Below are 25,283 nucleotides of genomic sequence, written 5' to 3' on the forward strand. Positions count from 1 at the left end.
CATGGCAACAGATCCAGACGCGGCCGCGAGACGCATCATGAATCAGTTCGGCGAGGAGAGCCGCATCCCCTACTTCAATATCGAGGAGGGCGACGTCGGCGTCCTCATCGCTTTCCCGATCATGGGGCTGCTCCTCGCTGCGCTCACCGGAATTCAATCACTCGCCCTCCCGTTCGTCGCCGGTGGCCTGGGGCTCGGCGTCGCGATCATCTACGTCTCACCGAGTCACCTCAACGCCTGGACGTGGGCCACCGACGTCTCCCAGTACCTCAAACGCCCCCGAATCACCTTCAGTGCACCCGACGACCCAGCAGCGGGCACAAACGAGAGTGTGCGCAACGAGGGCGGGCTCGCGAACTACACGCCCTTCCAGCCCGACGAACGCACCCAAGACCTCACGAACGTCGAGCGTGCCTGGCCCGGCGCCGGCGCGATCCAGCGCTCCGACGGCGCAATGGAGGCCTTCGTCGAGGTTACTCCGGACAACATGGACTTCGCGATGTCAGACGACTGGGCCCAACTCCAAGAGGCCGGCGCGGAGTTCGCGAACAAGGAACTCGATTCGAAGCTCAAATTCCACGTCACAACGCGCTCCTTCCCCGTCGAGCGGATCGTCGAGAACATCGAAGAGCGACTCACGCACGAGGACGTCACGGAGAACCCGATCTTCCGCGAGCTTCTCGAAGAGTACCAGGAGACGCGGCCCCGGGAAATGCGCGAACGTGGCATCCAGCAGCTCCGATTCTACATCGGCGTCGAGGTCGCCCCGATCGAGGTCTACGACCGCTTCCAGGACGAAGCCACGCCCGCCGAGAAACTCACCCAGTTCCCCGTCATCGGCTTCCTCTTCAATCCGTTCGTCACCCGCCGCGAGAACTTTCAAGCGGCTGAGCAGCGCGCACGAATGTTCGAGACACTCGACGACCGAATCGCCGCGGTCCGCAGCGAATTCGTCCAGCAGGCGAGTGGCTGGTCGGCGCGCCGCCTCAGCACGGTCGAACTCTTCACGCTCACGATGGACTTCTGGAACGGCCACGAACACGACTACGACGACCCCGACTCGATCGTCCGCCAGCAATCCGTCGTTGATCACGAACGACGGGAGGATACCGATGCATAGTGTCCTCCTGCCGGCGGCGGCCGGCTTCGGCGCCCAGATCCGACAGTGGGCACTCAATCCGACGACGCCCGGTGGCATCTTGCTCTACCTCCTCCTCGCGGTGGTCGTCGTCGCAGTCGGCGTCGTCGCATGGACGCGCTATCAGGCTCGCAACGACGAACCCACCGTCGAGTTCGCGGACGTCCTCGACGAAGAAACACTCGAGGAGGGGCAGGCTGAGGGCCGTCTCCTCGACGAGATCGCGGAGTCGCACAAGACGGCAATCGCGCCGGCTGCCATCGAGTGGGAGACGCGGGCCGCACGCGTCGGCGAGCAGTGGACGAGCACGCTCTACATCGCCGAGTACCCCGACCATCCGAGCGACGGCTACCTCAGCAAACTCTTCAACCTCACCGACATCCAGTTCGACCTCACCGCGCACATCACGCCGAAGAACCAAGAGCGTGCCCGGAACGAACTCGAGGAGATCGCCGACGACCTCCAAGTGGACGCGGACCTCGAGCAGAGCGTCCGTGGCGCCTACCTCCAAGAGCGCGCTGACGAGGCGGCGGCGACGTACAAGGCCGTCGAGAGCGGTGCGAACGTCTTCGACCAGGGCGTCTTCGTCACGGTGCGCGCCGACGAGAAGGACGACCTGCAGGACGCCGTCCGTACGGTGAAGAGCACGCTCCGGGACGACCCGGCGAACCTCACGCCGAAGACCGCCATCTGTCGGCAGGACGTCGCCCTCCAGTCCGCCGCACCCATCGGTGACAATCCATTCGGCCGGGAGTCCATCGCCCTCGGCGGCGCCGTCGGTGCACTCCTCGCGTCACCGCACAACGCAACGATCCTCGAAGAGGGCGGCGTCGAGTTCGGCATCCACAAGGACACGCAAAGCCCCGTCGTCATCGATCCATTCAGTCGCGACAACGGCTACGCGATGTTCACCGTCGGCGACACGGGCTCCGGGAAGTCGTTTGGCTCGAAGCAGAACTTCATCCGGTCGATCGAGCAGGACCGCGACCGGATCGGCATCATCCTCGAACCGCTCAACAACTGGATGGGCGTCGCCGAAGCCCTCGACGCCCAGCGCATCACGGTCGGTGGGACGCTCGGCCTCAATCCCCTCGAGATTCGGCAAACACCCGAGCACGCCCAGCGCGCGATGGGTGAAGACGCGAGCCCGTTCAACGAGAAACTCGACGATGCGATGAGCTTCCTCACCAACTTCTTCGCTCTCAGGGGCATCTCCCTCGGTGATCGGCGAACGACGCTCGAACTCGGCCTGCGGACCGCCTACACCCGCCAAGGGATCACCGACGACATCACGACGCACGACAATCCGAGTCCGACGATTCGAGATATGATGGATGTCTTCGAGGAGATGGTCGACGACCCCGAGGAGTTCGTCGTGCGCTCCGAATCCGAAGCCGAAAAGATTCAGGCGGACGCGACGTGGCTCCTCGACCAGCTCCGGCCCTTCGAGGAAGAGGGTCGGCACGCGAATCTCGGGACGGAGTCCGCGTTCGACATTCGCGACGAGAAGACGATCTATCTCGACCTCGCCCAGCAAGAGGGCAGCGTCGACTCCAGTACGGCGCTCACGATGCAACTCCTCATCTCGCTTGTCTACGAGCGTGCGAAGGAGACGGAGAAGGAGGTCGTCTTCGTCATCGACGAGGCACGCTATCTGATGCAGGACGCCGCGAGTCTCGCCTTCCTCGAGACAGTGTTCCGCCACCACCGCCATCACGATCTCTCCATTCGCCTCGTGACGCAGACGGTCGACGAGTTCTTCGAGCACGCCGAGTCCGAGGCGATCCTCGACCAGTGCGCCGTCAAGCAGTTCCACCGCCTCGACGGGATGGACGAGGCGTGGGCTGACGAGTTCGGATTGAATTATGCACAGATGCGCTACGTCCAAGAGGCGGTTCCGGGGAACGAGGACGCCGGCTTCTCCGAAGCCCTCGTGGGTGTCGACGGCGAGTGGCGTGGCATTCGCGTCGAAGCCATGCCCAAGGAGAAGCAAGTCATCGACTTTGACCCCACCGCACAGACTCGCGACGAACTGCCCGGAGTCGACATTGACGAAACGCCATCCGAGATCGGCGAATTCAGAGCGGAACTGGAGGAGCGATCAACAGCACAGGAGCCTGTAGACGGAGACGTTGCGGACGCAGAAGCTGATGGCGGAACAACGGAGGGGATGGACGATGCGTGAGTATCTGCGCGTGACGCCGACGTCCGAGGTACTCGATCCGGCAGGGATACCTCGTGTACTCGAAAGCCTGCACAAGCTCACGTCATCAGAATCATCGGGACTTGGCGCGAAACTGAACCCGTTCCAGTCCTCAACGCCGCCGCGGTTCGAATTCCTCGCGCTGAGCGAGGGCCCGGACGAGCCCGTCGAGTTCTACTACGGCGCCGACGAGCACCTCGACACCGTCGAGGAACGGCTCCGCTCGATCTATCCGGAGACCTTCGACATCGAACGCGTCGACATCGACGTTGCATCACGACTCATCCAGCCGGTCGAGTACACCCGAGAGGAGTTCGTCGAGGAGTACACAGCCGGGAATCTCCGGTACGAGTTCGAGGTGGAGGAGCGCTACGACCTCACGAACGATGACACAGCGGAAAACGGTGCGGAATCCGTCGCAGATGGTGGTGTCGACGTCGACCTCGACACCGACCGGATCGTTCGCGTCGGAGAGACCGCTGTCGAACTCGCGCCGTCGAGGACACTCCCGGACGACAAGCCGGTGACCACGCTCGACAAACCAACGGTCACGGACGAGGGAACGGTACTCGCGCGACCGGCCGTCGACGCGGTGTCACCGCTCGGCGTTCGGTGGTGTGGGGCAGCGACGCGGAAAGCGGACTGGATGACCTCACTCACGCCGTTCACGGACGCCGAGAGTGAGGAGTCACTTACGTCGGTTGACCAACCGGGGCGTACGCTCGCGTCGCTCATCGACCATCTGATGGACGCGAGCGCGCCCGTGGCGTTTCAGGTCGTCTTCCAGTGCCATGCGAGCTGGCAGTCGGACGCCGAGGTCCGGAAGGAGGAGTTGATTGACGGCCGGGATACGCTCTCGCAGAAGATCATCGGCGACCTTCTCGACTCCGAGATCGAGCACGAGCACGACGAGCGTGAACTCAGCGACTCCGTCTCGGCGCGCCTCGACGCGATCGACGCGAAGAACCCCAAACGCTCGTTCACGGTGAACGCCCGCGTCATCGGTGTCCCAAAAGACGATCCCGGGGCCCTCGACTCGCGGTTAGACTCACTCGCACCGGTCTTCGACCCTCTTGATGGTCCGTTCTACGATGTCACCGCGAAGCGCCTCCGCGATGATGGATTCCGTGACGCGAAGAAGGAGAAGAACGCGCGAGCAGCGCTCCAACGACTGCTCGACCGCGAGATCACGACGGGGCGTGGAAAGACTCGTCCCGACTTCGTCCTAAGTGGGCAAGAGCTCGCGAACTTCGTCCTCGTCCCCTCGTCCGAACAGCTCTCCGTCGAGGGAACGCGGGGGACCCGAGCCGAGCACCAGAGCCGAAATCCACTCCCATGGCCCAATCCGGATCTGATCCAGCAGTTCCAAGACGGGATGGCGATCGGCTACGCGCTCGACGAGAACGGTGACCCACAACCAGACCCCATCCGGATCCCAACAGAGCGGTTGCCGACGCACTACGGACGGTTCGCGTCGACCGGCGGTGGGAAGTCGAAGGCCATCATCAACGATGCCCTCTCGCTCCGGGAGACGACTGGTGGCCCCGTCGTCCTCGTCGACCCGAAGGGCGACGGGATGTGTGAGAACTACCTGCGCTGCCACTACGAGCGATTTGAGGGCCTCGACGACGTCTACCACTTCCGCGTTCCGGAGACCATCCCCGCGTTCTCCTTCTTCGACATCCGCCCCGCCCTCGAGGCGGGTCGCAACCGTGAGGACGCGATTCAGGACAAAGTCGACCACTTCCACGACATCCTCCGGATGATTATGGGCCGCGAGCAGTACGGCCAGGCGTTCGTCGCAAACGAGATCCTCAGCTACCTGATCAAGGCGCTGTTCGACGAGGAGTACGGCAGCGACGTGTTCGGGCTGGACGACCTCTTCGCCGCCGCCCTCCGAATGCAGCGCGACCAGACGATTCCGCCAGTCTCAGCGGACAACCAGACCATCGAGGAATCGCTGACACGCCACTTCGCGAAGGACGACCACCAGTTCCAGGTGTCGATGGACGCCGTCGGGAACCGTCTCGACAAGCTCAACGAGGACGCACATCTCCGGCGGATCTTCAGCCACGTTCCCGAGCAGAACGACGCCGGCGAGTACGTCGACAACCGATTCGACTTCCGCGCGTTCCTCGATGAAGACGCCACCATCATCTTCGATCTGGGCGACCTTCGCTCGGAGGCACAGCGAGCGATCACCCTGCTCCTGTTGAGCAACCTCTGGGATGCTGTTCAGGTACGCCGGCGCGACGGCCAGACCGACTACGAGAAGCTGACGAACCTCATCATCGAGGAGGCCGCACCGGTGGCGTCGACGAAGCTCGTCTCCGAGCAGCTACTGCCGCAGGGCCGGTCGTTCGGCCTGAGTATGGGGCTCGTGATGCAGTTCCCCGAGCAGGTGCGGAACCGGAACGAGCGAGCCTACGACGAGGTGTTGAACAACATCAAGACAAAGCTCATCGGCAACATCTCGATTGAGCGCGATCTCGCGGAGTCGCTTGCCCACGAGGACCTCAGCCCGACCGAACTCCGCAACCGAATCAACACGTTGCCGAGCGGCGAGTGGATCGCCCAGCTCCCGAGCCCGTCGTTCGGAGAGACTGGTCCGCCGCCGTTTTCGCTGCAGCCGCTCCCGATTGCGCCGGGGCATCCAGAAAGCGACCAGCCGCTCACAGAGCCCCAGGAAGACCATTTCGAGTCCGTGTCCCGGCCACGGATGGTCGAGCGGACACAGGCCCAGTACGGGCTAACAGAGACGACTGAGTCGAACACTGCTCCGGAGGAGACTGGCTGGGGTAGTACGGGAGCCGACACGACGGGCTCGGCTGCCGACGGCGATACAGCGACCGACCCGACGCAATCCGCGTTCATCAGCGAGTCGACGACCGAGGACGTATCGACGTCGACTACGCAGCCAGAGACGGACAGTGCCCCAGGTGCAGACGAGTCAGAGATGAGCCCCCTGTTCGGGCAGGCTACCGAGACGGACGGGGAATCAGCTGGTGACCAAGCAGCGGAGCCGGAGAACGGGGCAACGCCCGTTCAGGAAAGCAGCGTGCCCGTCCCCGATGACGAGCTCCGACAACGCGGCCTCAGTCGAGACGACGTCCGGTTTCTGAATCATGTCCTCGACGTGATGAACAGAGCGGACGACGAGTACACGCTGTTGGACAGGATGAGCCAGCTTCGGGACGAATACGACGATCTCTACATAGAGCGGCTCACGGAGCAGAACCTCCTTGAAGCAGACTCCGCGGCAGGTCGCAAGTACTACACCGTCCTCCCGGACGGCCGAGACCTCCTCAGGAGAGAATTGAAAGCGGGGCCAGGAGCGGGCGATCTCGGCGAGAAAACGCCACACAAGGTGGGCGTCCGCCTCCTCGAGCTGTGGCTCCAGCAGCGGGACGACGCCGTTCGCGTGGAACCGTACTACGAAACCGACGACGGCACGGTACTGGACGTGGCCGGCTTCGACGAGGGCGGAGATCTCGTCTGGGCCGGCGAAGCAGAGCTCGCGAGTAATAATCGGCACGCCCCGGTCGAGGATTACGACAAACTCAGCACGGTGGATGCTGACGCTATCTGGGCCTTCAACAATCGCGAGACAGCCCTCGACGTCCTGGAGAGCCTTGCCGACGCCGATCGGATCGACGAGCGGGTCAGCGGGCGGGCGGCACGGTCGTTCGCGACCATCAGAGACGCCGTCGGCGAGTTCGATGCTGCGGGCCTGACCACCGTTCGGGGCTTCAAAAATCTCGATCAAGAGCTCAACCAATGACCTGGCGACAGGCGACCCGCGAGGAGATTTACGCCTACTACGCCGAGGAGTTCCCCCGCTATCTGGACGACCTGCCGGAATTCATCACGGCGACCGGCCCGAAACAGTACGCCGTCGCCTTTCGCGAGTCCCACCCGGTGCGCAAAGACGAGGTGCCGGACAAGGACTTCATCCGGCGGGATACGTGGCAAACAGATGCGTCGGGCGGCCGAACGACGCCCGAGTTCGACGACCTCGAGGACGTCGTCGAGTTCATTCGGCATCCAGCCCGCAACGACCCGCTGGGGCGGAGCAAATTCGCACTTGCTGATCCGGAGGTGCTGGAGAAACCGGACCCACGGCCCGACGCCGTCTACTACGCACTGGATCACTGGGAACGGCCGTGGGTCCTCTTGGTCGATATCGACGCGAAAGAGATCGCCCGCGACCGAGCGGACGAGATGGTCTCAGCGGACGGCGACGACCAGGACGACGATGCGCTCCTCGACGCTGCGGGTATCCTCGACGCCGCTCCCGAGGGGTATTCGTACGCCTTCGAAGATGTCGACCGCGCTATCGAGTACGGGTTCGAGGTGTGCGACATCTTCGAGGACGATTTCGACGCCGAGGAGACGATGGTCGTGTACAGCGGGCAGGGCGTCCACGTCTACCTCCTCGATACGGACCCGGCGCACCGGTACGACGAGCAGAGCCGTGAAGTGTTGAACGACCTCCTCCTCGAGACGTACGACATCCCAATCGACCCCGTCGTGACGGCCGACCGCCGGCGGGTCGCCCGCCTGCCCTACTCGCTGCACGCCGACGTCTGTAGCATCGTTCAACCTATCGAGAGCCCGGCATTCGACGTTCGGTCGGCGACACCCGAGGTGATCGACGAATGAGTCCGAGTACCCCCACCGACGACGAGGGCATGGCGTATCGAGTTGCGGCACTCCCGCTGGAGTACGGTGAAACCCGCATCAACCAGCTGTTTACGCGTGGCTACAATCGATACGTCGTCGACGGCCAGGACCAGCCCGAGGACCTCGTGAACGACGTCGAGCGGTTCGGGACGGCGGCGTTCAAAGAGCAGGTTCGTGCCGACGCCACCGAGGAGCCGTTCGTCGACGAGCCGGGCACGCTCGCCGTGCTCGCGACGCTGAGTGCGATCTGTGTGAAAGAGCACCCGAAGTTCGAGCACGCGTCGCCCCGGAACATCCAGGTCCTCTACGACATCCGGGAGCTGTACGTCAACAATCTCGCCTCACTCATCCGTGCCCACGGTGATGGCTCGCTCCAGCAGGATATCGCCGACGTGCTGTACAGCAAGGAGCCCGGTGAGGATGGCCCACACCCAGGTCGGGTCTGTACGGACATCACAGAGATGCCGGAGTTCGGGGATGGTCTTTACCTCGAAATCCCGATGGCGGCGGCGTCACGGAAATGTCTCGTTCGGGAGGACGAGGCGTCGACGGGGAGTAACGATGGCGGGGAGATACTGACGCGAGTGAAAGACAACAAGCTGTACGTCCCGGTCGGTGATTTCGACAGCAAGTATCGGGACTATGCTGAGCGGGCGTTCAAGAAGCTCCTCCGGGTGCAAGAAGACGGGCTCTCCGACGATCAGCTGACGTGGCTAACTACGAACGAGTCGGCGATTACGGAGCGGATCGACCGCTTCCTCGAGACCGGCCACCACGAGCGGATCTGGCGGAACTGGGACCGTGGGGAACGGACGATCCGCGTCCTCCGACGAGCCCTGAGTGACGCGCCCGATGACGTGGCGCAAAAGGGTGAGTTCCACACGGCGAAGGAGCTCTATCGAGCGGTTACGGCGTACGACTCCGAGGACGAGTGGGAATCCTCTGTAACGGACTGGATCTCGAGTCCGAGCAGTCTCGCGAAGACGCTGGCCGACCACGAGTCACACTCGGCCGTCACGATCGATCGCGACGGGCGCGTCAATACGTACCGAATCGGGCGAGCCGGAACCGGCGCCGAACAGATCGAGGTCCGGGAGATCGAGGACCTCTTCGAACTCCCCTGTATGGCGAATATGGAGGAGCGACTACACGAGAAGAAGCCCGTCCGGAAGGATCTCTACAACTTCGCGCGGATGGTGATGTGGCTGCCGCAGTACCAAGACAGCAGCCTCGACGAGATCGTCGCGGACCTCAAGGACGTCTTCTCTCGGTGGCCGTGGTACGACGAGCAGGAGACTGAGTACCAGGTTCGCTACGAATTCTCGAACACCATCGACGGGGACACGCCGTTGCCGATGAACTGCGATAACGACGATCTCCAGCGCTACTGCATCGGCCAAGACCAGTGTCCCTACTCGATCTGGGGGAGTCTTCCGTTCCCAGATGAGATGTACGAGCAGGTTGAGAAGGAATCCGCTGGGCCTACTGAGCAATTCTAATTCATAGCCTTTTCTCGGGACTCTGATAACTGTGTTACAGACTAATACCAGATCCTTCTGGTTCCCCGTCGAGCAATTTCAGCGTCTAACACGACCATAATCGGGGAATAGAGGTATTTCAAGATTCGAGGCACTGAGTTGAGGAACTTCGAGAGATCCAGAGTAGGTGGAGCAGCGACCCAAAGAAATCCAGATACGACCAATATCGCCATCGTTACTCTCTCGTCGAGCAATTTTAGAAATCACAGAATTATTCCCGAACTCGTCGAGGTACTTTCTACGGCCTCAAATCGGCCCGACGGGGTTCTTCTGCGATTTGAGACCGTCATATCGTCTTGCATATCGCGGATTCCGTCCAAAGGAAGAGGCGATATGCAATGTGCGAAGGCCGCCGGCTCTCTCAGGCCGAGGGGCCGCCATCGGGATCTTGGATTCAGAGACGTATCAGAATTAGCGCATAGTTTGGGCAGGTGTGTTCAGGTGGAGTCTGTTGCCCCCACGAGGGGGTGATGGGGGGCATCAGGTGCCCCCGATAGACGATGGCTTCGGAACGACGCAGCGAGACACGATCAGCGCATCAAGCGGCAAGTACCCCGGACGGCCAGGCACCGTGGGCAGACCTCGAGGTGGTGGTCCCGACCGACCGAGATCACACGTCGGTCGTTGCCCTCGTGGAGTGTGCTCTCGTCGAACTCACGCACGAGGCCGTGGGCGCCGTCTTCGTCGCCCGGGAAGTCGGGCAGTCGACGCGGACGCAGTACGTCGCGGCAGACGACGTCGGCAAGCAGTTCCAAAAGCGGCACTTCGATGACCGGCTGGGCTGGCACGAGACCACCATCCCTCGACGGATCGTTCGCGACGAGCTCATCACCCAGCTCACACGGTCGCCCTCGACGACGGCGGAACGATCAGGTGAGGGAGCAGCCAGCGAGCCAGACACCTTCGTCGTGAAGCCAGTTCGAGAACTCCGAACGCCGTAGCGGCTAGACTTAACCAACATTTCCGGCCGCAACCGGCACCGTGTTGGTTAACGTTGAGGGTGGGTCCACTCCCTCACCCCCGCCCGCCGCCCTGATACTCGAGTAAGTGAAGCCTAGCGGCCGGTCGGCTCGAATGGCCGTCGCGACGGGTTTTATCGGGTCGCTATTCGTCGATAGCGAGTATGGTCGTCGTCGAGGAGGTCACCAAACTGAGTGAGCGCCGCACCCAGACCTCGTCCGAGGCGTTTCCGGACGACGCACTGGCGTCGATTCAGACGGCCATCGAAGCCGTCCCGACGAGCGTCTTCGACGGTTCGACGAAGCACACAAAGGTCGGCGGGTTCGATGCTGCAATCGCCGATGAGCTCTCGCAGTACGAGTATGAGGGGGACGCCGCCGGCGGCTACAACCCGAACTGCAAACTCTGGTCACATCAGGGGTTTCACTACAGCGTCGACCTCTACGACGCCGACGCCCGCATCGCCATCGAGGTCGAGAAGAGTAAACGGAACAACGTCAGCGACGACCTCCTCAAGTTCCAGAAAGGGTACCGCACCCAGAAGGACGGCCGGCCGAAGGTCGAGTTCGGCTGTCTGGTGGTGCCGGTGAATTATCTCGGACAACATAACCTCTATCAGCACAGCCTGACCAAGCTCGACTTCATGAAGGGCGTCCTGTTCATCGACGATGTCGCCGTCATCGGCTATCACGACCCCCGACCGGACTGACGCTGTCACTCCTGACTGTTTATCTGCGCCAAGAGGCGTGCAGCGCGCGACAGTGCGCGCCGTGACTCACCATGCCTGGTCCCGATCCGCACGACGACACGAGTGCCGACTACGAACAGTTCGAGAAGGAACAGCTCGCCCAGGACCGCGACGCCGTCGGAATCGACACGACGGACGTCGACGACGCGACGGCCGAGAACTTGGTCAGCGAGCTCATCGACGCGGACGTCGTCACTCCAGTTCCCGAAGACAAAGTTCTGGTTCACGAGCCGAGCGGTACCGCGTTCGACTCATCGACGCAGCTGGCCGTCTTCCACCGTGGCTGGACGGCCGGTCGCGACACCGACACGGAGGGCTGAGTAATGCAGCAAACGCTCGTCGGCTGTGCGTTCTGCGACGCTCCGCCGGGTACCGAGACTGGCGAGGCGCATACGTGGGGACAGGACGAACGGGTTACTCACCCTATCTGCGTCGACTGTGCGATTCAGGCGGAGCCGGATCCCGACGAGCGCGATCACGTCGCCTGCGATGGGTGTGGGCTGGTCGTCGACACGCTCGCGGCACTGACGCGGTTCCGCGTTGAACTGGGGCATCTGGAAGGCCCGTTGCAGTTGTGCGCCCGTTGTAGTCCGGGTGGGCTCGCGACGTACTGGACGCGTGACATCGAAGAGCATCTCGTCGAATGAGGGGGTGGTACCGACTGTCGCCCACTCGCCCATTGGAGTGGCGCCTGGGCATGCTCTTTATACTGGTGTAGCACGATGGTATTACCATGGAGTACGCGAGTGTCAGTGTCAAGTTCCCGGTCGAGCTTGACACCGAGATCGAGCGATTCCTCGACGAAACGGGGATCTACACCAACAAGAGTGAGTTCATCAAAGAGGCCTGCCGCGCCCATCTCCACGAACTCAACGACGACACGGCAATCGCTGCGCTTCGCCTCGAGCAGCTACTCGCGCAGGCTGAGCAGAGCCGCGAGTCCGATAGTGAGGTCGACGCCGAGCTCGCGGCGCTCGGCGAGAAAGTCGATGCAGACGACCTCGAGCGAGCCGTCGAAGCGGCACGAGACGAGACGTCCGAACAGGTCTACGGCTCCGATGCGTGAAGATCCTCGATACCAATCTCTGGATCTTCGGGACACTCCAAACCAACGAGCAGGCCGCTGACATACTTGGCGAGATCGACCGCGGTGAGACGACGTCAGCGATCAATGCGTACATGGTCCAGGAAGCGCTGGCCGCATTCGACCGCACACAGAGTCTCTCTTCGGCAGATCGCGATGCCGTCAAAACCAGGTTTCTGACCCGACTCACGCGGATGACGGGCCTCATCGAAGCGCCGTCCAGTCGCGATGTGCGGGAGTCGCTCCTGCGAGAGCAGCGATCAGCGGCTGCCGTACAGACGCTTGCTCGCGTCTGTGAGATTCAGGCTAAAGACGTTCCAATTCTCGTGCTGGCGTTCGAGCACCGTGATCGTGAGCCGACGATTCTCACGAACGACGAATCGTTCGCTGCGTTCGAGCCAGCCGCAAACTCACTTCCCGAGATCTCCATCGAACACGTTTCCTGATGCGGCACCCGAGACGAACGCTTGGCGAAGCGCGAACGTGGGGGACGGACGAACTCGTGACGCACCCGAGTGTGTAGACTGGGCGATCCAAGCCCGTCCTGACACCGATGCTCGCGATGAGTTCGCCTGTGACGGCTGTGGCGACGTCGTCGAGTCCCTCTCCGTCTTGACGTCGTTCCGCGTGGAGATCGAGGCGACTCGAGGGCACGCCCCGGTTCTGCCTCAAGTGTGCGCCCGGCGGGCCAGCGACTTACTGGACGGGTGACCCGGAATCGTAGGGTGGGATCCGAATCTCGTCGCCGACTTCGTAGAGGTAGCCCTTCAGGAGGAGTTGTTCGATTCGGTCGCGAGCATCTGCACGCTCGATTCCCTCCTCGACGAGCTGCGTGACAGCCGCGTCGCGTGTAACCGCCTCCTCTGTAGCCTCGACGTGTGTCACGATGAGGTCCAATACCTCACGTTGCGCCGACGTCAGCGGCGTCCACGAATCCTCCATGTAGTCGAGTGTTCGGAGTGCGCGCTGTAGACCCTTGGGGTGGACAGCCCCGTACCCCATCACCCCACCCTGTCCGGTGTAGTGCTTGTCCTCGAAATCCCGCAGCGGTAGCTCAAAGTGTAGAGACTCCGGGTGAGAAAATATGACCGAAGCGAACGCCACCTACCCGGTGGAAGACGCGACGGGGAACCCGGGCGATCCGTCGTTCGAGGCGGTGTGGACGCTCCTGTGTGAGCGCGGGCAGCATCCCCGCGTCGACCACCCGGATGCGCATTTCGACGAGATCATGGCTGACGTCCTCGAGCGCTACGACGAGGAGGCTGTTCGCACGGTCACGCATCGTGTCCTCGTCGCATTCCAGCCGTTTCGCACGGCAACCGCTGACCTGGGGGTTCGGACCGTCGACGGCGTCCGGATCGGAACGACAGCCGTCGCGACGCTCCGCGAACTGCAGGCGGAGACGTAAGCTGGGCGGTTCTTCTCCCACCGGCGACGATGTGCAAGCTCTGTGCATCCGCCGAAACCGTTATACACCTATGTGCAGAACGTGCACATAGAATGAGTGCCAGCGACGACCCCCGACGAGTGCACTTCCAGTCGCCAGAGTACCTCGTCGACCGGCTGGACGCGATCGCCGACCTCTTCGACACGGACCGGACGGACCTCCTCGTCGAGGCGATTCGCGAGTACATCGAAGACACCGCCGACAGCGAAACGTTCCAGGAGCTGGTCGCGACGAAGTATTACGACGACCAGCTCGAGTTCGAGACAGTCAAGCAGTTGGTCGGCGCCGAGACCGCCCAGCGGCTCCGCCTCCTCAAAGCGGACCTCGAGGACGAGCCTCTCGACCTCGCTGCGCCCGACGATGTCGACGTCTACGATGGCGACGCGACAGCGGTCGACACTGCGGGCGACGACGACCGATGAGCGGCCAGCAACTGCGAACAGTCGTCGCCGACACCAGTGCCCTCGTCAGTCTCGCCGTGCCTCGTGCGGATGCAGTGGTCGGGACCGACGTTCCGGACCCGCTCCAGTACTTGCTCACCTCCTGTGAGGTATTCGTGCCGCCAGAAGTGGTCGCAGAACTCCGCGATATCACGCAGTATCAGGATATCCATGCCGCAGCTGCGAGTAACGTCCTCGCCGCTCGCACCCACTACACAGTCACGGATCCCTACAAGCGCGACGAGACGTCAGACGCCCGGCCGACGTTCGGCCTCGACGACGGCGAAACCGACGGAATCGTCCTCGCGAACGCGCTCGACGTCGACGGGTTTCTCACCGACGAGTTCGGTGGGACGAACTTCCCGCTGATTCACGCCGTGCTGCAAGGACCGCGGATCGTCCCGACGCCGCGGCTCATCGTGGAGTACGCCCGGAACGGGCATCTGACCCACGAAGCGGCTCGAACGCTGCTCACGACGATCAGCCCGCATCGGAGCTGGGAGAACAGCCCCTACGTCACGCAATTGCTCAAACGCCTCGATGAGTAATCGGCCTCTGAGTGGCCGCCATCCACGAGCTGCTCGCCGAACACCCAGTCCCTGCGGCGACTCCTGAAAGCCCTCGGCCGTTCACGGGCGGCAACGCCACCCGTTAGCTCGGGAGAGTGTCGCTCTCCCGCCGCTCGACGTCCCGCGACCGCGCGAGACGCTGTCTCGCTAGTCCTCGTTCGCCTCGCTCACGAGGACGCCACTGCGCGCCTCGTGCCTGCGGTGCTTGCGAGGTCGGGGGACGATCGAGACGGCCTCGCCCTTTCTGAGTCCACCAGGCCTGTCGATGACTCATCAAGCGACGTGACCGGCTGGACAGGTGTGTTCGTACCGGTCCGCCCCGCTCGCCGCTGCCGCCCTCCGCGTCGCTCGCGACCGACCATTCCGGGCGTGCGGGCGCTCTCCGCACCGCCCGCGCCCGTTCCGGGCTAAAGTGCATGTGCCCTCGGCGCCAGCGCTTCACCCGTTCGGGTCCTACGGACCTCGTCGAAGCCGACCGCGACGGACGTAGTTGCGTCGCGGCGAACGGAGAATGCGCTGGCCGCTCGCTCCGGGCGGGTCGGCGCGCGCGGCTGGATGTTTTACTTCCTGAGGCGCGCTCTCGCTCGCGCCCCAAGGGGCGCTCGCGAAGGCGCGAGCGAGAGCGCGCAGAGTCCTGTCGGTCGTCATCAGTGAGGAAACCGCGATGTTTGGGCATCACGGTGTCGGCGCGTGAGCGCCTTCGGAGTGTATGAACTCCAATGTCCAGTAACAACGCTAGCGGAAAGGTCGTTTCGGTGGATGAACAGGCATTCGAGGACCTCGAGCGTGAGACGGTCGATGAAGACGGCTTCACGGTCGTGGCGGAGACGCCGGCGTTCCAGGCCACGGTCCAAGAGGAGACGCAAGCGAAGGTGGATGCGAACCACCCGGACGGGATCACGGACGCGGATCAGGAGCGGATTCCCGGTGTGACGCTGGCGCAGGAGGAACGCATTCAGGCGCGTGAAGCGGAGTTGGACTGGATCAGCGCACGGGCGGAACTCGGCGAGCAGGAGGGCCGTGCCAGGCGGACGCGCGACATCGCAGCGGCGCGGAGCGCCGAGTGGAGCAGAGAGTTCGAGCGGCGGGCGGCGAGCGTGGATCGGGCGTTGAGTCCCGACCACGACCCACGCGAGATGCTCTCGCAGGACGAACTCGGGATGGTGAACGAGCAGGCGGCCAGAGTGGCGGGCAACCTCGATGGGTGGTCGCGGGCGGCGATCAGTCGGCGAATCGCGCAGGCGGTGCTCGACGGCGCGGACGTCCCCACGGCCGTCCTCGACGTGAAACAGGCGCTTGAGGCCGCGCCTGGACAGGTCATCCCCATCGATCGGGTCGAAGACGTCGACCGTGGCGAGGTGAGCGTCGAGGGCACAGTCGTGCAACTCTGGGACGCTCCAGACCCGGCGATTGAACAAGTCGGGCTAATTGAAGACGAGAGCAGTAAGACGAAATTCACCAGCTGGGTCCGGTCGAATCCGAAAATCGTCGCGGAAGGCGAGCGCGTGCAGATTCGCGGGGCAAGCACGAGCTGGTACCAAGGCCGCGTCTCGATCGCAGTCACCGGCTGGAGCACCATGCACTTCCCCGAGCGCGAGCGCTACTGGGAGTAAGGCGACCAGCGTGGACTCTTTTCTTTTTGTCTGCCAGACCAGACCCAGACCCCACCGCCCCACCCTCCGCTCCGTGCTCACTCCAAGGTCGCTGCGCGCGCAGCCACAACCGCGTTAGTTTTGCGGTCAACGCTCCGTTCAAGATGCACATAGATTGATGGCCGCGGCTGACAGTTCCCCTGTAGTGCCTATTCGTGAGTGATACTCGTACACTGCTCTCCGGTCCGGACCCGGACGGCGTCACCGAGCAGGCCTTCGCGTGGGCTGCGGAGACAGCGGGCGAAGAGCCCGGGAGCGTTCTCTGTCTCACGCAGTCGGGCGAGCGCGCGACCACGCTGTCGTCACGCTGGCGCGCCGATCACGACCAGCTTCGGTTGACGTGCACGACGCTCGACGGCTACGTGAGCGAGTGCTTCGAGCGCGCGACGGGCGAACTCGCCCAAAGCACGTTGACTCGCGCCCAGCGCTTCCGCCTCGTCGAGGCCGCCATCGAGCAGTACGGCGCCGCGACGAGCGACGGCCCGTTCGCGGCGGTTGAGTCGCCGTCGAACGACCTCATCGACCAGGTGCAGGGGATATTCTCGCTCTTGGAGTACGCGGGCTACGACTCCCCCGACGCCATTGAGGGGGCGCTCTCGGCCGCAGGTCACCACGGGAGCGACGCCGTCGACCCGGACGCGCTCTACGGTGCGTTTCGCGAGACTCCTGCGCCGGGCGAGAAGACTCCGCTCGACGCGCAGGCGACTGCGTTCGCCGACCTCTACACGGAGTACGAGCGACTTCGCGGCGACCTCCACCCGTCGTGGCGCCGGACGGTTGCCGACCAGTATCTCACGCTCCTCGACGACGACGCGCTCCTCGATGCCGTGCCAGACGCGGCCGACGTCGTCGTCCTCGACGGACTCACGCGGCTCGCACCCGCCGAGCGTGAAATTGTTGCCCGCCTCTCGCGGGCGTATCCGACCGTCGCGGTTCTCCCGCTCGTCCACGACTCACTCGACGGCGTCGGCATCGACGCCGGCCTCGAACGCGCACTCTCCGTCTATCGCACACTCGACTTCGACCTCGACTACCGGACATCCCGTCGCGTGGACGACGTCCGTCTCGACACCGTCCGTCAGCTCTACGAGCCCTCCACGGACTCGGAGACGCACACGGCCGACCAGGCCGACCTCACGTTCGCCGAACCCGCCACCGAACGCGAGGAGGTTCGGGCGACAGCACGACGCATCCGCGACCTCCTCGAGCGCGGTGTCGACCCGTCCGACATCGGGGTCGTGGTCACCGACCGCGCGACCTATCGGAGTGTCCTCGCCGAGGTCCTTCCCGCCTACGACGTGCCGTTCACGTTCGTCAACGAGATCGGTATCGAGCAGACGCTCGTCGGCGACGCCGCCCGAGCCCTTCTTGACCTCGCCGGGGACGCCCCCTCTGTCGCGCCACTCAGAACGCTCGCCGCGAACACCCTCGGCTCCCTCACTCAGGTCGGCATCGAGCCGAACGTCATCGAACGCACGGCCGAGGACACGCCCGACGACACCCTCGAGAACCTCCTCGACACACTCGATGAACTTGACGACCCAGGTGCGGACGAGACGGCCAGCGCACTCCGCACGCTCCGCGATGCGCTCGACGGTGAGACGCAATCGCTCGCGTCGTTCGTTGACGATCTCCGCACGATTCTCTCTGACCTCGGTGTCGGGGACGCCGTCGACGATTATCAGGCGCGCTCGGACGGGTCGCGTCGCCCGGAGTACGAGCGCTCCGCGTGGCGCGCCATCGAGCGTGTGCTTGCTTCCTTCGAGGGCGTCGCTACTCACCTCGCAGACGAGGACCCTGCCGAGCGCGTGCGACGCGCCCTCCTCGCCGAACTGGTGAGCGGCCCGCGCCAACAGCCGGGCTACACGCGCGTCTACCCGCTCGCGGAGGCCGAGATGGCGTCCTTCGAGCACTGCTTCGTCCTCGGATTGACGACGAGCTACTTCCCGACCGAGTCGGACACAATGCGCTTCTTCGAGGCCGTGAACGACGCCGACGAGGAGTTCGGCCGCGAGCACACGGGGCGGCGCGCCCGCGCCATCTTCGGTACGCTTCTCACGGGCTCTGCGGACGCCACGCTCTCCGTCCCGAAGCACACCGTCGACGGGACCGAGCACGTCCCTGCCCCGGTTGTCTCCGAACTCGAGCGCTACGTCGACCGCGACGCCACGGATACGGAGGGAAGCGACCCGCTTCCGCGCGTGGTCAGTGAGGACGTCCAAGAGGCCTATGGGTCGTGGGCGTCCCGGGAGACGTTCGACGACCCCGAGCGTGCAACCGAACCGCTCGACGCCGCGACAGGGCTCTCCGAGACTGCGCGGGGATTCGCGACACAGGGCGCGACCGCCTCGTGGCGTCGCTCCAAGCCGGGCGTCAGTCCGCACGACGCACAGGTCTCGTCCATCCTCGAGACCGTTCCCGATCTGGGAGAATCGTACAGTCCGAGCGCACTCGAGGACTACGCCCGCTGTCCGTTCGTCTTCTACGCGAAACGCGTCCTCGATTTCGACGAGGATTACGGCGACGAGGAGGGCATCACTCGCGCTGACCGTGGAACGTACGTCCATCGCGTTCTCGCCGACTTCTACCGTCGTCTCCGGGACGATGCCGACGAGCCGGTCGACCTCACCGCCCACGACGCGGACGCGCTCGAGGCGGCGCTCCTAGAGGCCGCACTCGACCACCTCGACGACCTCGGCGAGATAGAAACCCCATTCTCAGAACGCACGGTCGGTCGCCTTCTCTCCGGGCTCGGCGGCCCGGCCGAGAACGACTACTATCACTCCGGCCCCGCGTCGAGCGACGGGCTCCTCGCGCGCTTCCTCGACGCCGAACGCGAGCGACAGACGGGCGTCAAGACGCAGCCGACGTACTTCGAGGGCGCACTGGGCGTCCACCGTGACGGCGTTGAACTCCTCTCTGACGACCCGACGACGGTCGATACGCCCGACGGTCCGGTTGACGTTCGCGGCATCGCGGACCGCGTCGACGTCGCGTCGAGCGACGCGAACGAACTCCACGTGCGCGACTACAAGACCGGCAGTACGCCGAGTCGCAAAGACGTCGTCAGCGGCCTGAAACTCCAGCTCCCCCTCTACGGGCTTGCCCTCGAGACCGCACTTGAACGCCGCACGGGCGAGTCCCACGAGACGGTCGCGGGCTCCTACTACACGCTCAAATCCCCGGACGACATCGACCCGGTCGTGAGCCAGGTCGCCTCACGGGAGGCTGCCGACCCGGAGAGTGGCCCGCCGCTCGTCCCGTCGCTCTCCCAGTCGTGGCGACTCCCGCTCGACACGCGCGCCGAGTTCCGCGCGTTCGTCCACGACGTCACTGCGACGCGTGTCGGGCGGATCGCGACCGCCGCTGAGGCCGGCGCGTTCCAGCCGACGCTCCTCTCCGAGAGTGTGGCGGGGTGTGAAGACTGTGCGTTCCGCCACACCTGCGACGTCCGCCACCACACCACCCAGGACACCCTCGACGAACTCGACGAGTCGACGCACTACATCTCCGAACGAGCGACCGACGAGGACGTCGACCTCGACGCCTACGCTGACGGAGGTGCGAACTGATGGTCGACTTCGACCAGCTGGAGGACGCGCAGAAGCGCGCCGTCCTCGCGTACGACCGCAACTACGCGGTCACGGCGGGCGCGGGGAGCGGGAAGACGACGACGTTCACGAGCCGCTACCTCGAACTCTTAGAGGAGACGGAGACGGAACCGCACTCGGTAGCGGCGATCACGTTCACCGAGAGCGGCGCGGCCGAACTCCAGGAGCGCGTTCGCGACGCCGTCAGCGACCGCCTCGCAACCACCGACGGAGAGGCCTACGCGGCGTGGCGCGACCACCACGACGCGCTCCCGGAGGCGTACATCCACACGATCCACGGCTTTTGCTCGCGGCTCCTCAGCGAGTACGCCCTCGAAGTGGACGTCCCAGTCGGCTTCGACGTCATCGAGGAGACGGGCGCACGCGGCGAACAGCTCGACGCCGTCGAGCGCTTCGTCGACGACCACCTCGACGACCCGCGTCTCGAACGCCTGACCGAGCTCTACTACCGCGACCGTCTCGAGGAACTCCTCTCGGACCTCCTCGCCGAACACCACCGCGCCCGCGAGTGGGCTAACTGCTGGGCCGACACGTCCCCGGACGCCTACGCCGAGTACGTGGGCGAGCGCTTCGCAGACGTGGACGTCGACCGAGCGCGCGACCTCCTCGGGCGGCCCGCCGTCCAAGACGCACTCCGAGATGTCCAGTCGGTTGCGGCTGCCGAATCCGCCGGCGGGAACCGTCTCACAATCGCGGGAAACGTCGCGGCGATGGTCGACACGTACGGGACGTCCATCGACGAGATGGACGACGTCGCCGTCCACGACGCGGCCGCGACGCTCTGTGAGGCGCTCACCAGCGGCGGGACCGCCTACTACGGAGCGTTCGATGCGTGGCCGTACACGGGTCACGACGACTGGGACAACGCGAACGCCGAGTCGTACGAGCGCGCGACGACGACGCTCACCGACGTCCTCCCGGTCGAAGCGTGGGCGACCGGTGACCGCCTCGCAGTCGAACGGAACGCCGCGCCCTACTACGTCGCGCTCGCCTCGCTCTTCTGCGACCTCCACGAGAGCTACCAGGCGCGCAAGCGTCGCGAGGGCGTCCTCGACTTCGAGGACCTCATCGACAAAGCGACCGAACTCCTCGAAGACCACCCCGAAGTCCGCGCCGACCTCCAAGGGGAGTTCGACTACGTGATGCTCGACGAAGTGCAGGACACCGACCCGCGCCAGTGGGAACTCGTCCAACTCCTCACGTCACTCGACGACGACTACGACGCGTGCAACGTCTTTGTCGTCGGTGACGAGAAACAGAGTATCTTCCGTTTTCGAGGGGCTGACGTCGCGCAGTTCGCCCGCGAACGGCGGCGTCTCGAGGATGCGAATAACACACGGACGCTCCCCTCGCTGGAGGACCTCCAGCCCGTCGATGGCGATGGTGGTCTCGACCGAAACTTCCGCTCGCTTCCCGGTGTTCTCGAACCCATCAACGGCCTCTTCGACGACCTCTTCGGCGACATCCCCGAGGAGTACCAGGCGGTGCCGACTGGTGTCGCTACGGACACGAGCTTCGAGCCGGCGCCACAGGCGCTCACGCCGAACCGTTCGGATGAGGTCGCGATCAGTACGGGCGCGACGTTCGTCCTCGTGCCGGAGGAGACGGAGACACGACAGTCGGCGCTCGCGGATGACCACGCGCTGGTCGACCATCCCGCAGAAGACGTCACCCTCGACGCACGGACGCTCGCTGCCGAGGTCGCGGCCGTCCTGGATGACGGCACGCAGCGCTACGAGACGACCGGCACCGACGAGGACGGCGCGCCCGTCGAGGAGCCGACCGACCTCGAGCCGTCGGACGTCGCGATCCTGCTCCGAAAGCGCACGCATCTCGAGGAGTACGAGCGCGCTCTCGCCGCGTTGAACGTCCCCTACACGGTCGCCTCAGGGATCGGGTTCTACGAGCGCACCGAGGTCGTTGCGCTCCGGAATCTCTTCGCCATCCTCGCCGACCCGCGTGACGACCTCGCGCTCTACGGCGTCCTCCGCTCGCCGCTGTTCGGCTTTGAGGACCGCCGCATCGTCCCGCTCTGGACCGACATCGACACGGACGACCTCGGCGAGGGCGCTCTCTGGGAGGCGCTCGGGGAGACGGACGACGAGCGACTCGCGGACGCACGCGACCAGCTCGAGCGATGGCGGCGACTCGCCGGCGTCGACGACGGCGAGGCCGTGGTCGAAACGTGGGACGCGCTCCTCGGCGAGATTATCGCGGACACCGGCTTTCACGCGAGTCTCGCGACCGACGACCGGGGCCAACAGGCGGTCGCGAACGTCGAGAAGTTCCGCTCGCGATTACGGGGGTGGGGTGAGGACGGCCTCCAGACGCTCCCGGCAGTTCTGGAGCGTATCGAGCGCGAGGTCGACCTCTCGACTCGCGAGGGCGAGGCCGAAGTCCCGGAAGATGCGGATGGCGTCCGCATCATGACGGTGCACGACGCGAAGGGTCGGGAGTTCCCCGCCGTCTTCGTGCCCGGTCTCGCGACGGACTTCAACCTCCGACCCGGCTATGGCGACGGGACCGTCGAATTCGAGACGCTCGCTGACGTCGCTGGCGACGCCCAACAGCCGTTCGTCGGCATCAAGGGCCCAGACGTGACTGACCCCTACGCGCAAACGAACACCATCCTGAAGCGCCGCCTCGAGTTCGCTCGGAAGCGCGAATCCGTCGCCGAGGAGAAACGCATCCTCTACGTCGCGATGACGCGCGCCCGCGACCACCTCTACCTCGTCGGGACCACCTCGACGGACGACGGCGATATCGCCGAACTCGACCGCGGTGACGCCGCGGACCCCTCGAACTGGTACGACCTCCTCGCACCGCTCGTGTTCGACGACGACGCGGTCGACACGCTCAGTGAACGCGGCCGTGTCACCATCGGTGACGAGCATCCCCTCGACGTGCGTCTCCCGTGCGACGACACGACGCTCTCACGCGTCGACGCGCACGACCCACCGCGTCTCGAACGCGATGTCGCCGCCTGGGAGCGCGACCGTGAGTACAGCATCGCCGCGTCGTATCTCGGGTCGCTCATTGAGGATGGCGCGCCCGGCGAGATCAGCGTCGACCACACCGGGATGTACGTCTCCTATAGCCCGCCGCGTGACGCGAGCGACGAGGACTCTGGCGAATCCGAGGAGACGGACGAGTACCTACCGCGAAACGTCTTCGGGAGCGCGCTCCACAAAGCCGTCGAGCTCGACGTCAAGGCCGAAGAGGAGGTTCTCTGTCGCCTCCTCGAACAGTTTGCCGCCCAGGAGGACGTCGCGACGACGCGTGTGAGCGACGCCGACGTCGACGAATTACGGCGCCACTATCAGGTCGCTCGCGACTACCTTGACGGTCTCGACGACGCGGTCGTCGACGACGAACGGACAGTGCGCGCCGAGCTCGAACACGGCGAGGTGTACGGCGATATTGACCGTCTCCGCGTCACCGACGACGCTTACCACATCGTCGACTATAAGACAAACAAGGTGACCAGCGAGGAGGCGATCGATGAGAAAGCACGCGGGTACGCCTGGCAGATGCGTGCCTACGCCGACGCGCTCCACCAGAGCGATGCCGAGCGAGATGTGCACGCGACGCTCCTGTTCACTGAGGCAGGCGTGACGCGGGAGTACGAGTGGCAGAACTCCGAGCTTGATGAGTTGATGAATACAGTTGACCAGCGCGCTTTTGCAGCACTGAGAGGAGGATCCTGATATCGTCGTCCTATAAGTAAGACAGCTATGCGTCGGTAGCGGATTAGTTAGCATTCCGGTTGTGACGCAAGGTATGCACCCCTCCGGTGCTCACGATTGGTAGACGTGGGAAGTATTATTCAATAGACATCTGTTCAGTTATCCATGTCCGTTGAGGAGTCGGCAAGGACGATGTTTGCTCGGCACAAGCTTGGTGGTGATGGTGAGGGAATTCGTTGGCTAAAAGATAATAACTATATTGCCATCAACTGGGACGACTCTCCTAGCACTGACGAGACCACGTATGGGGACGACGGAAGGTCCCGGGGCTACCAGGAAGTTAGACGAATGCGGAATGTCCGTGATGAGAACAGGCCCGTAATCATCGGCGCATATTACGGAAACAAGATTGATGAATTCAGGGATCGGATGGTTATCGGACGAATCGATCCCGAGACTAATATTCATATAATCCACTATCACCAGGGCGAAACCCCATCTGTTTACGAGTCCGAGAAAGCTGCCCGGGAAGCGGGGGTTCCGGACGTCCATGAGGACGAATTCCCGGATAAACTCGAAGATGAATGGGTTTACAAAGCTCTACCTCTCGTCGGCTGTGGCGCATACGGAGAACCGAAGGAAGTTTCATTAACGGATTATCCACTTCTCTCTGCTGTCCGTCCCCGCCATCACTCGTTCTGCGATTGGCATGTCGCTGAAGCCCATCTAAAGGCATTTGACGCAGGTCATCGATCTTTTCGGAATATTAATAATTCGATAGATGACTTGAGTGACCCACTCGCCCCGTCCCAACTAGAGGTCATTTGTAACGAATATCTCCGTCTCTCGGACAATCATGGGAGCTATACACAGTTGCTTCCAGTCGGTCGAACACTCCGCGATGTCGACATTGTCGGAACGAGTGGTGGTCAGAAGATATTTGCGCAGGTGACTAAGGCGACTGATTCCGACCTTAAGTCGAAGGCGAAGAAACTGGCGACCTATAAAAAACCGAATGTCCAAACCGTATTGTTCGGGCCTGAAAATGCGTATAACGATGACGAAATGCCTGAGGGAGTTGATGAATATCGTTCTGTGAGATCAGTTGTCGATGAAGTTGATGCACACTCCCCCGAGTTGCTGGATGCGATGTACGAACTACCGGAACCGATGAGCTAGAGTCTGCTAAGGTCTCTCAAAATCCCTCCCTCACGTAGCTACACAAGCCGCGTCGTCCATCGCCTCGATGGGGGTGCGGAAGTGCTCGACGATGCCCTCGAAGTCTGTCTCGGAATCGAGGTCCGTCACCTCGAGTGTGGGGTCGTCGCCACCGTACTCGACGACGACGCGCTCCATCATCGAAGTGATCGTGTCGAAGCGGTCGCCGACACCGGGATTCCGGAGGACGCGCAGCTCATCTGGGACGTACCCGGACTCGCACGCCGCCGCGAGCGGGTTCACCACAGCCTCCAAGTCCGTGCTCATCGTCGTCACCCAGGCCCGGACCATGGCCGATCCTCTCAG

The 25,283-nt window shown here is 63.8% G+C and carries 20 protein-coding genes and 1 pseudogene; 19 read left to right on the forward strand and 2 right to left on the reverse strand.

Annotated elements, in window-relative coordinates; all coding sequences use genetic code 11:
• Position 1 precedes the first annotated feature (1 nt).
• From IEX91_RS14225 to IEX91_RS16820, 12 genes and pseudogenes are all read left to right on the forward strand, one after another.
• Positions 2-1,120 carry a hypothetical protein gene (locus tag IEX91_RS14225; RefSeq protein WP_188879812.1) on the forward strand — a complete coding sequence of 373 codons (1,119 nt, stop codon included), beginning with the start codon at positions 2-4 and terminating at the stop codon, positions 1,118-1,120.
• Positions 1,113-3,323 carry a VirB4 family type IV secretion system protein gene (locus tag IEX91_RS14230; RefSeq protein WP_188879813.1) on the forward strand — a complete coding sequence of 737 codons (2,211 nt, stop codon included), beginning with the start codon at positions 1,113-1,115 and terminating at the stop codon, positions 3,321-3,323. Before IEX91_RS14225 ends, IEX91_RS14230 begins: the two co-directional genes overlap by 8 nt.
• Complete coding sequence (locus tag IEX91_RS14235) at positions 3,316-7,122, forward strand: ATP-binding protein (protein ID WP_188879815.1); 3,807 nt, start codon at positions 3,316-3,318, stop codon at positions 7,120-7,122. The genes IEX91_RS14230 and IEX91_RS14235 overlap by 8 nt, the downstream gene beginning before the upstream one ends.
• Positions 7,119-8,003 carry a bifunctional DNA primase/polymerase gene (locus tag IEX91_RS14240; protein WP_188879816.1) on the forward strand — a complete coding sequence of 295 codons (885 nt, stop codon included), beginning with the start codon at positions 7,119-7,121 and terminating at the stop codon, positions 8,001-8,003. The genes IEX91_RS14235 and IEX91_RS14240 overlap by 4 nt, the downstream gene beginning before the upstream one ends.
• A complete protein-coding gene (locus tag IEX91_RS14245; protein ID WP_188879817.1) occupies positions 8,000-9,523 on the forward strand; it encodes a primase-associated protein in 1,524 nt (507 codons plus the stop codon). The genes IEX91_RS14240 and IEX91_RS14245 overlap by 4 nt, the downstream gene beginning before the upstream one ends.
• Before the next feature lie 539 nt (positions 9,524-10,062).
• Entirely contained in the window at positions 10,063-10,503 is a 441-nt protein-coding gene (locus tag IEX91_RS14250; RefSeq protein WP_188879818.1) for a hypothetical protein, read from the forward strand.
• A gap of 182 nt (positions 10,504-10,685) precedes the next feature.
• Positions 10,686-11,231 (forward strand): hypothetical protein, encoded by a 546-nt coding sequence (locus tag IEX91_RS14255; protein WP_188879819.1) that lies wholly within the window; start codon positions 10,686-10,688, stop codon positions 11,229-11,231.
• Between the two features lie 71 nt (positions 11,232-11,302).
• Positions 11,303-11,590: a hypothetical protein gene (locus IEX91_RS14260; RefSeq protein WP_188879820.1), complete on the forward strand. Its 288-nt coding sequence runs from the start codon at positions 11,303-11,305 to the stop codon at positions 11,588-11,590.
• Positions 11,591-11,593: 3 nt separating this feature from the next.
• Positions 11,594-11,917: a DUF7558 family protein gene (locus tag IEX91_RS14265; protein ID WP_188879821.1), complete on the forward strand. Its 324-nt coding sequence runs from the start codon at positions 11,594-11,596 to the stop codon at positions 11,915-11,917.
• Positions 11,918-12,003: 86 nt separating this feature from the next.
• Positions 12,004-12,336, forward strand: coding sequence for a ribbon-helix-helix domain-containing protein (locus tag IEX91_RS14270; protein WP_188879822.1), 333 nt, complete (start codon positions 12,004-12,006; stop codon positions 12,334-12,336).
• Entirely contained in the window at positions 12,333-12,800 is a 468-nt protein-coding gene (locus IEX91_RS14275) for a hypothetical protein (protein WP_188879823.1), read from the forward strand. Before IEX91_RS14270 ends, IEX91_RS14275 begins: the two co-directional genes overlap by 4 nt.
• Positions 12,801-12,837: 37 nt before the next feature.
• Positions 12,838-13,078, forward strand: a pseudogene (locus IEX91_RS16820) (DUF7558 family protein).
• Here the strand turns inward: IEX91_RS16820 and IEX91_RS16380 are convergent.
• Positions 13,051-13,458: a hypothetical protein gene (locus tag IEX91_RS16380; protein WP_229772902.1), complete on the reverse strand. Its 408-nt coding sequence runs from the start codon at positions 13,456-13,458 to the stop codon at positions 13,051-13,053. The pseudogene IEX91_RS16820 and the gene IEX91_RS16380 sit on opposite strands and share 28 nt — an antisense overlap.
• Here IEX91_RS16380 and IEX91_RS14285 point away from each other — a divergent pair.
• From IEX91_RS14285 to IEX91_RS14315, 7 genes are all read left to right on the forward strand, one after another.
• Complete coding sequence (locus IEX91_RS14285) at positions 13,439-13,762, forward strand: hypothetical protein (protein WP_188879826.1); 324 nt, start codon at positions 13,439-13,441, stop codon at positions 13,760-13,762. The genes IEX91_RS16380 and IEX91_RS14285 overlap by 20 nt on opposite strands.
• A 92-nt stretch (positions 13,763-13,854) precedes the next feature.
• Complete coding sequence (locus IEX91_RS14290; RefSeq protein WP_188879827.1) at positions 13,855-14,223, forward strand: hypothetical protein; 369 nt, start codon at positions 13,855-13,857, stop codon at positions 14,221-14,223.
• The gene (locus tag IEX91_RS14295) at positions 14,220-14,789 is read left to right on the forward strand and encodes a hypothetical protein (RefSeq protein ID WP_188879829.1); all 570 of its coding nucleotides are present in this window, start codon (positions 14,220-14,222) and stop codon (positions 14,787-14,789) included. The genes IEX91_RS14290 and IEX91_RS14295 overlap by 4 nt, the downstream gene beginning before the upstream one ends.
• Before the next feature lie 740 nt (positions 14,790-15,529).
• Complete coding sequence (locus tag IEX91_RS14300) at positions 15,530-16,423, forward strand: DNA-binding protein (RefSeq protein WP_188879831.1); 894 nt, start codon at positions 15,530-15,532, stop codon at positions 16,421-16,423.
• Positions 16,424-16,617: 194 nt separating this feature from the next.
• Complete coding sequence (locus IEX91_RS14305; RefSeq protein WP_188879833.1) at positions 16,618-20,034, forward strand: PD-(D/E)XK nuclease family protein; 3,417 nt, start codon at positions 16,618-16,620, stop codon at positions 20,032-20,034.
• A complete protein-coding gene (locus IEX91_RS14310) occupies positions 20,034-23,780 on the forward strand; it encodes a UvrD-helicase domain-containing protein (protein ID WP_188879834.1) in 3,747 nt (1,248 codons plus the stop codon). The genes IEX91_RS14305 and IEX91_RS14310 overlap by 1 nt, the downstream gene beginning before the upstream one ends.
• A gap of 144 nt (positions 23,781-23,924) precedes the next feature.
• Complete coding sequence (locus IEX91_RS14315) at positions 23,925-24,938, forward strand: hypothetical protein (protein ID WP_188879835.1); 1,014 nt, start codon at positions 23,925-23,927, stop codon at positions 24,936-24,938.
• A 30-nt stretch (positions 24,939-24,968) separates the two neighbouring features.
• On the opposite strand, the gene IEX91_RS14320 is transcribed toward IEX91_RS14315, so the two are convergent.
• Entirely contained in the window at positions 24,969-25,268 is a 300-nt protein-coding gene (locus tag IEX91_RS14320; RefSeq protein ID WP_229772903.1) for a hypothetical protein, read from the reverse strand.
• Positions 25,269-25,283: the final 15 nt, after the last annotated feature.

Origin of the sequence: Halarchaeum nitratireducens, from assembly GCF_014647155.1 — an archaeon.
Classification (GTDB): Archaea; Halobacteriota; Halobacteria; order Halobacteriales; family Halobacteriaceae; genus Halarchaeum; species Halarchaeum nitratireducens.

Coding starts and splice junctions, on each gene's coding strand:
- IEX91_RS14225 (WP_188879812.1), top strand. CDS start 2: ATGGCAACAGATCCAGACGCGGCCGCGAGACGCATCATGAATCAGTTC.
- IEX91_RS14230 (WP_188879813.1), top strand. CDS start 1,113: ATGCATAGTGTCCTCCTGCCGGCGGCGGCCGGCTTCGGCGCCCAGATC.
- IEX91_RS14235 (WP_188879815.1), top strand. CDS start 3,316: ATGCGTGAGTATCTGCGCGTGACGCCGACGTCCGAGGTACTCGATCCG.
- IEX91_RS14240 (WP_188879816.1), top strand. CDS start 7,119: ATGACCTGGCGACAGGCGACCCGCGAGGAGATTTACGCCTACTACGCC.
- IEX91_RS14245 (WP_188879817.1), top strand. CDS start 8,000: ATGAGTCCGAGTACCCCCACCGACGACGAGGGCATGGCGTATCGAGTT.
- IEX91_RS14250 (WP_188879818.1), top strand. CDS start 10,063: ATGGCTTCGGAACGACGCAGCGAGACACGATCAGCGCATCAAGCGGCA.
- IEX91_RS14255 (WP_188879819.1), top strand. CDS start 10,686: ATGGTCGTCGTCGAGGAGGTCACCAAACTGAGTGAGCGCCGCACCCAG.
- IEX91_RS14260 (WP_188879820.1), top strand. CDS start 11,303: ATGCCTGGTCCCGATCCGCACGACGACACGAGTGCCGACTACGAACAG.
- IEX91_RS14265 (WP_188879821.1), top strand. CDS start 11,594: ATGCAGCAAACGCTCGTCGGCTGTGCGTTCTGCGACGCTCCGCCGGGT.
- IEX91_RS14270 (WP_188879822.1), top strand. CDS start 12,004: ATGGAGTACGCGAGTGTCAGTGTCAAGTTCCCGGTCGAGCTTGACACC.
- IEX91_RS14285 (WP_188879826.1), top strand. CDS start 13,439: ATGACCGAAGCGAACGCCACCTACCCGGTGGAAGACGCGACGGGGAAC.
- IEX91_RS14290 (WP_188879827.1), top strand. CDS start 13,855: ATGAGTGCCAGCGACGACCCCCGACGAGTGCACTTCCAGTCGCCAGAG.
- IEX91_RS14295 (WP_188879829.1), top strand. CDS start 14,220: ATGAGCGGCCAGCAACTGCGAACAGTCGTCGCCGACACCAGTGCCCTC.
- IEX91_RS14300 (WP_188879831.1), top strand. CDS start 15,530: ATGTCCAGTAACAACGCTAGCGGAAAGGTCGTTTCGGTGGATGAACAG.
- IEX91_RS14310 (WP_188879834.1), top strand. CDS start 20,034: ATGGTCGACTTCGACCAGCTGGAGGACGCGCAGAAGCGCGCCGTCCTC.
- IEX91_RS14315 (WP_188879835.1), top strand. CDS start 23,925: ATGTCCGTTGAGGAGTCGGCAAGGACGATGTTTGCTCGGCACAAGCTT.
- IEX91_RS14320 (WP_229772903.1), bottom strand. CDS start 25,268: ATGGTCCGGGCCTGGGTGACGACGATGAGCACGGACTTGGAGGCTGTG.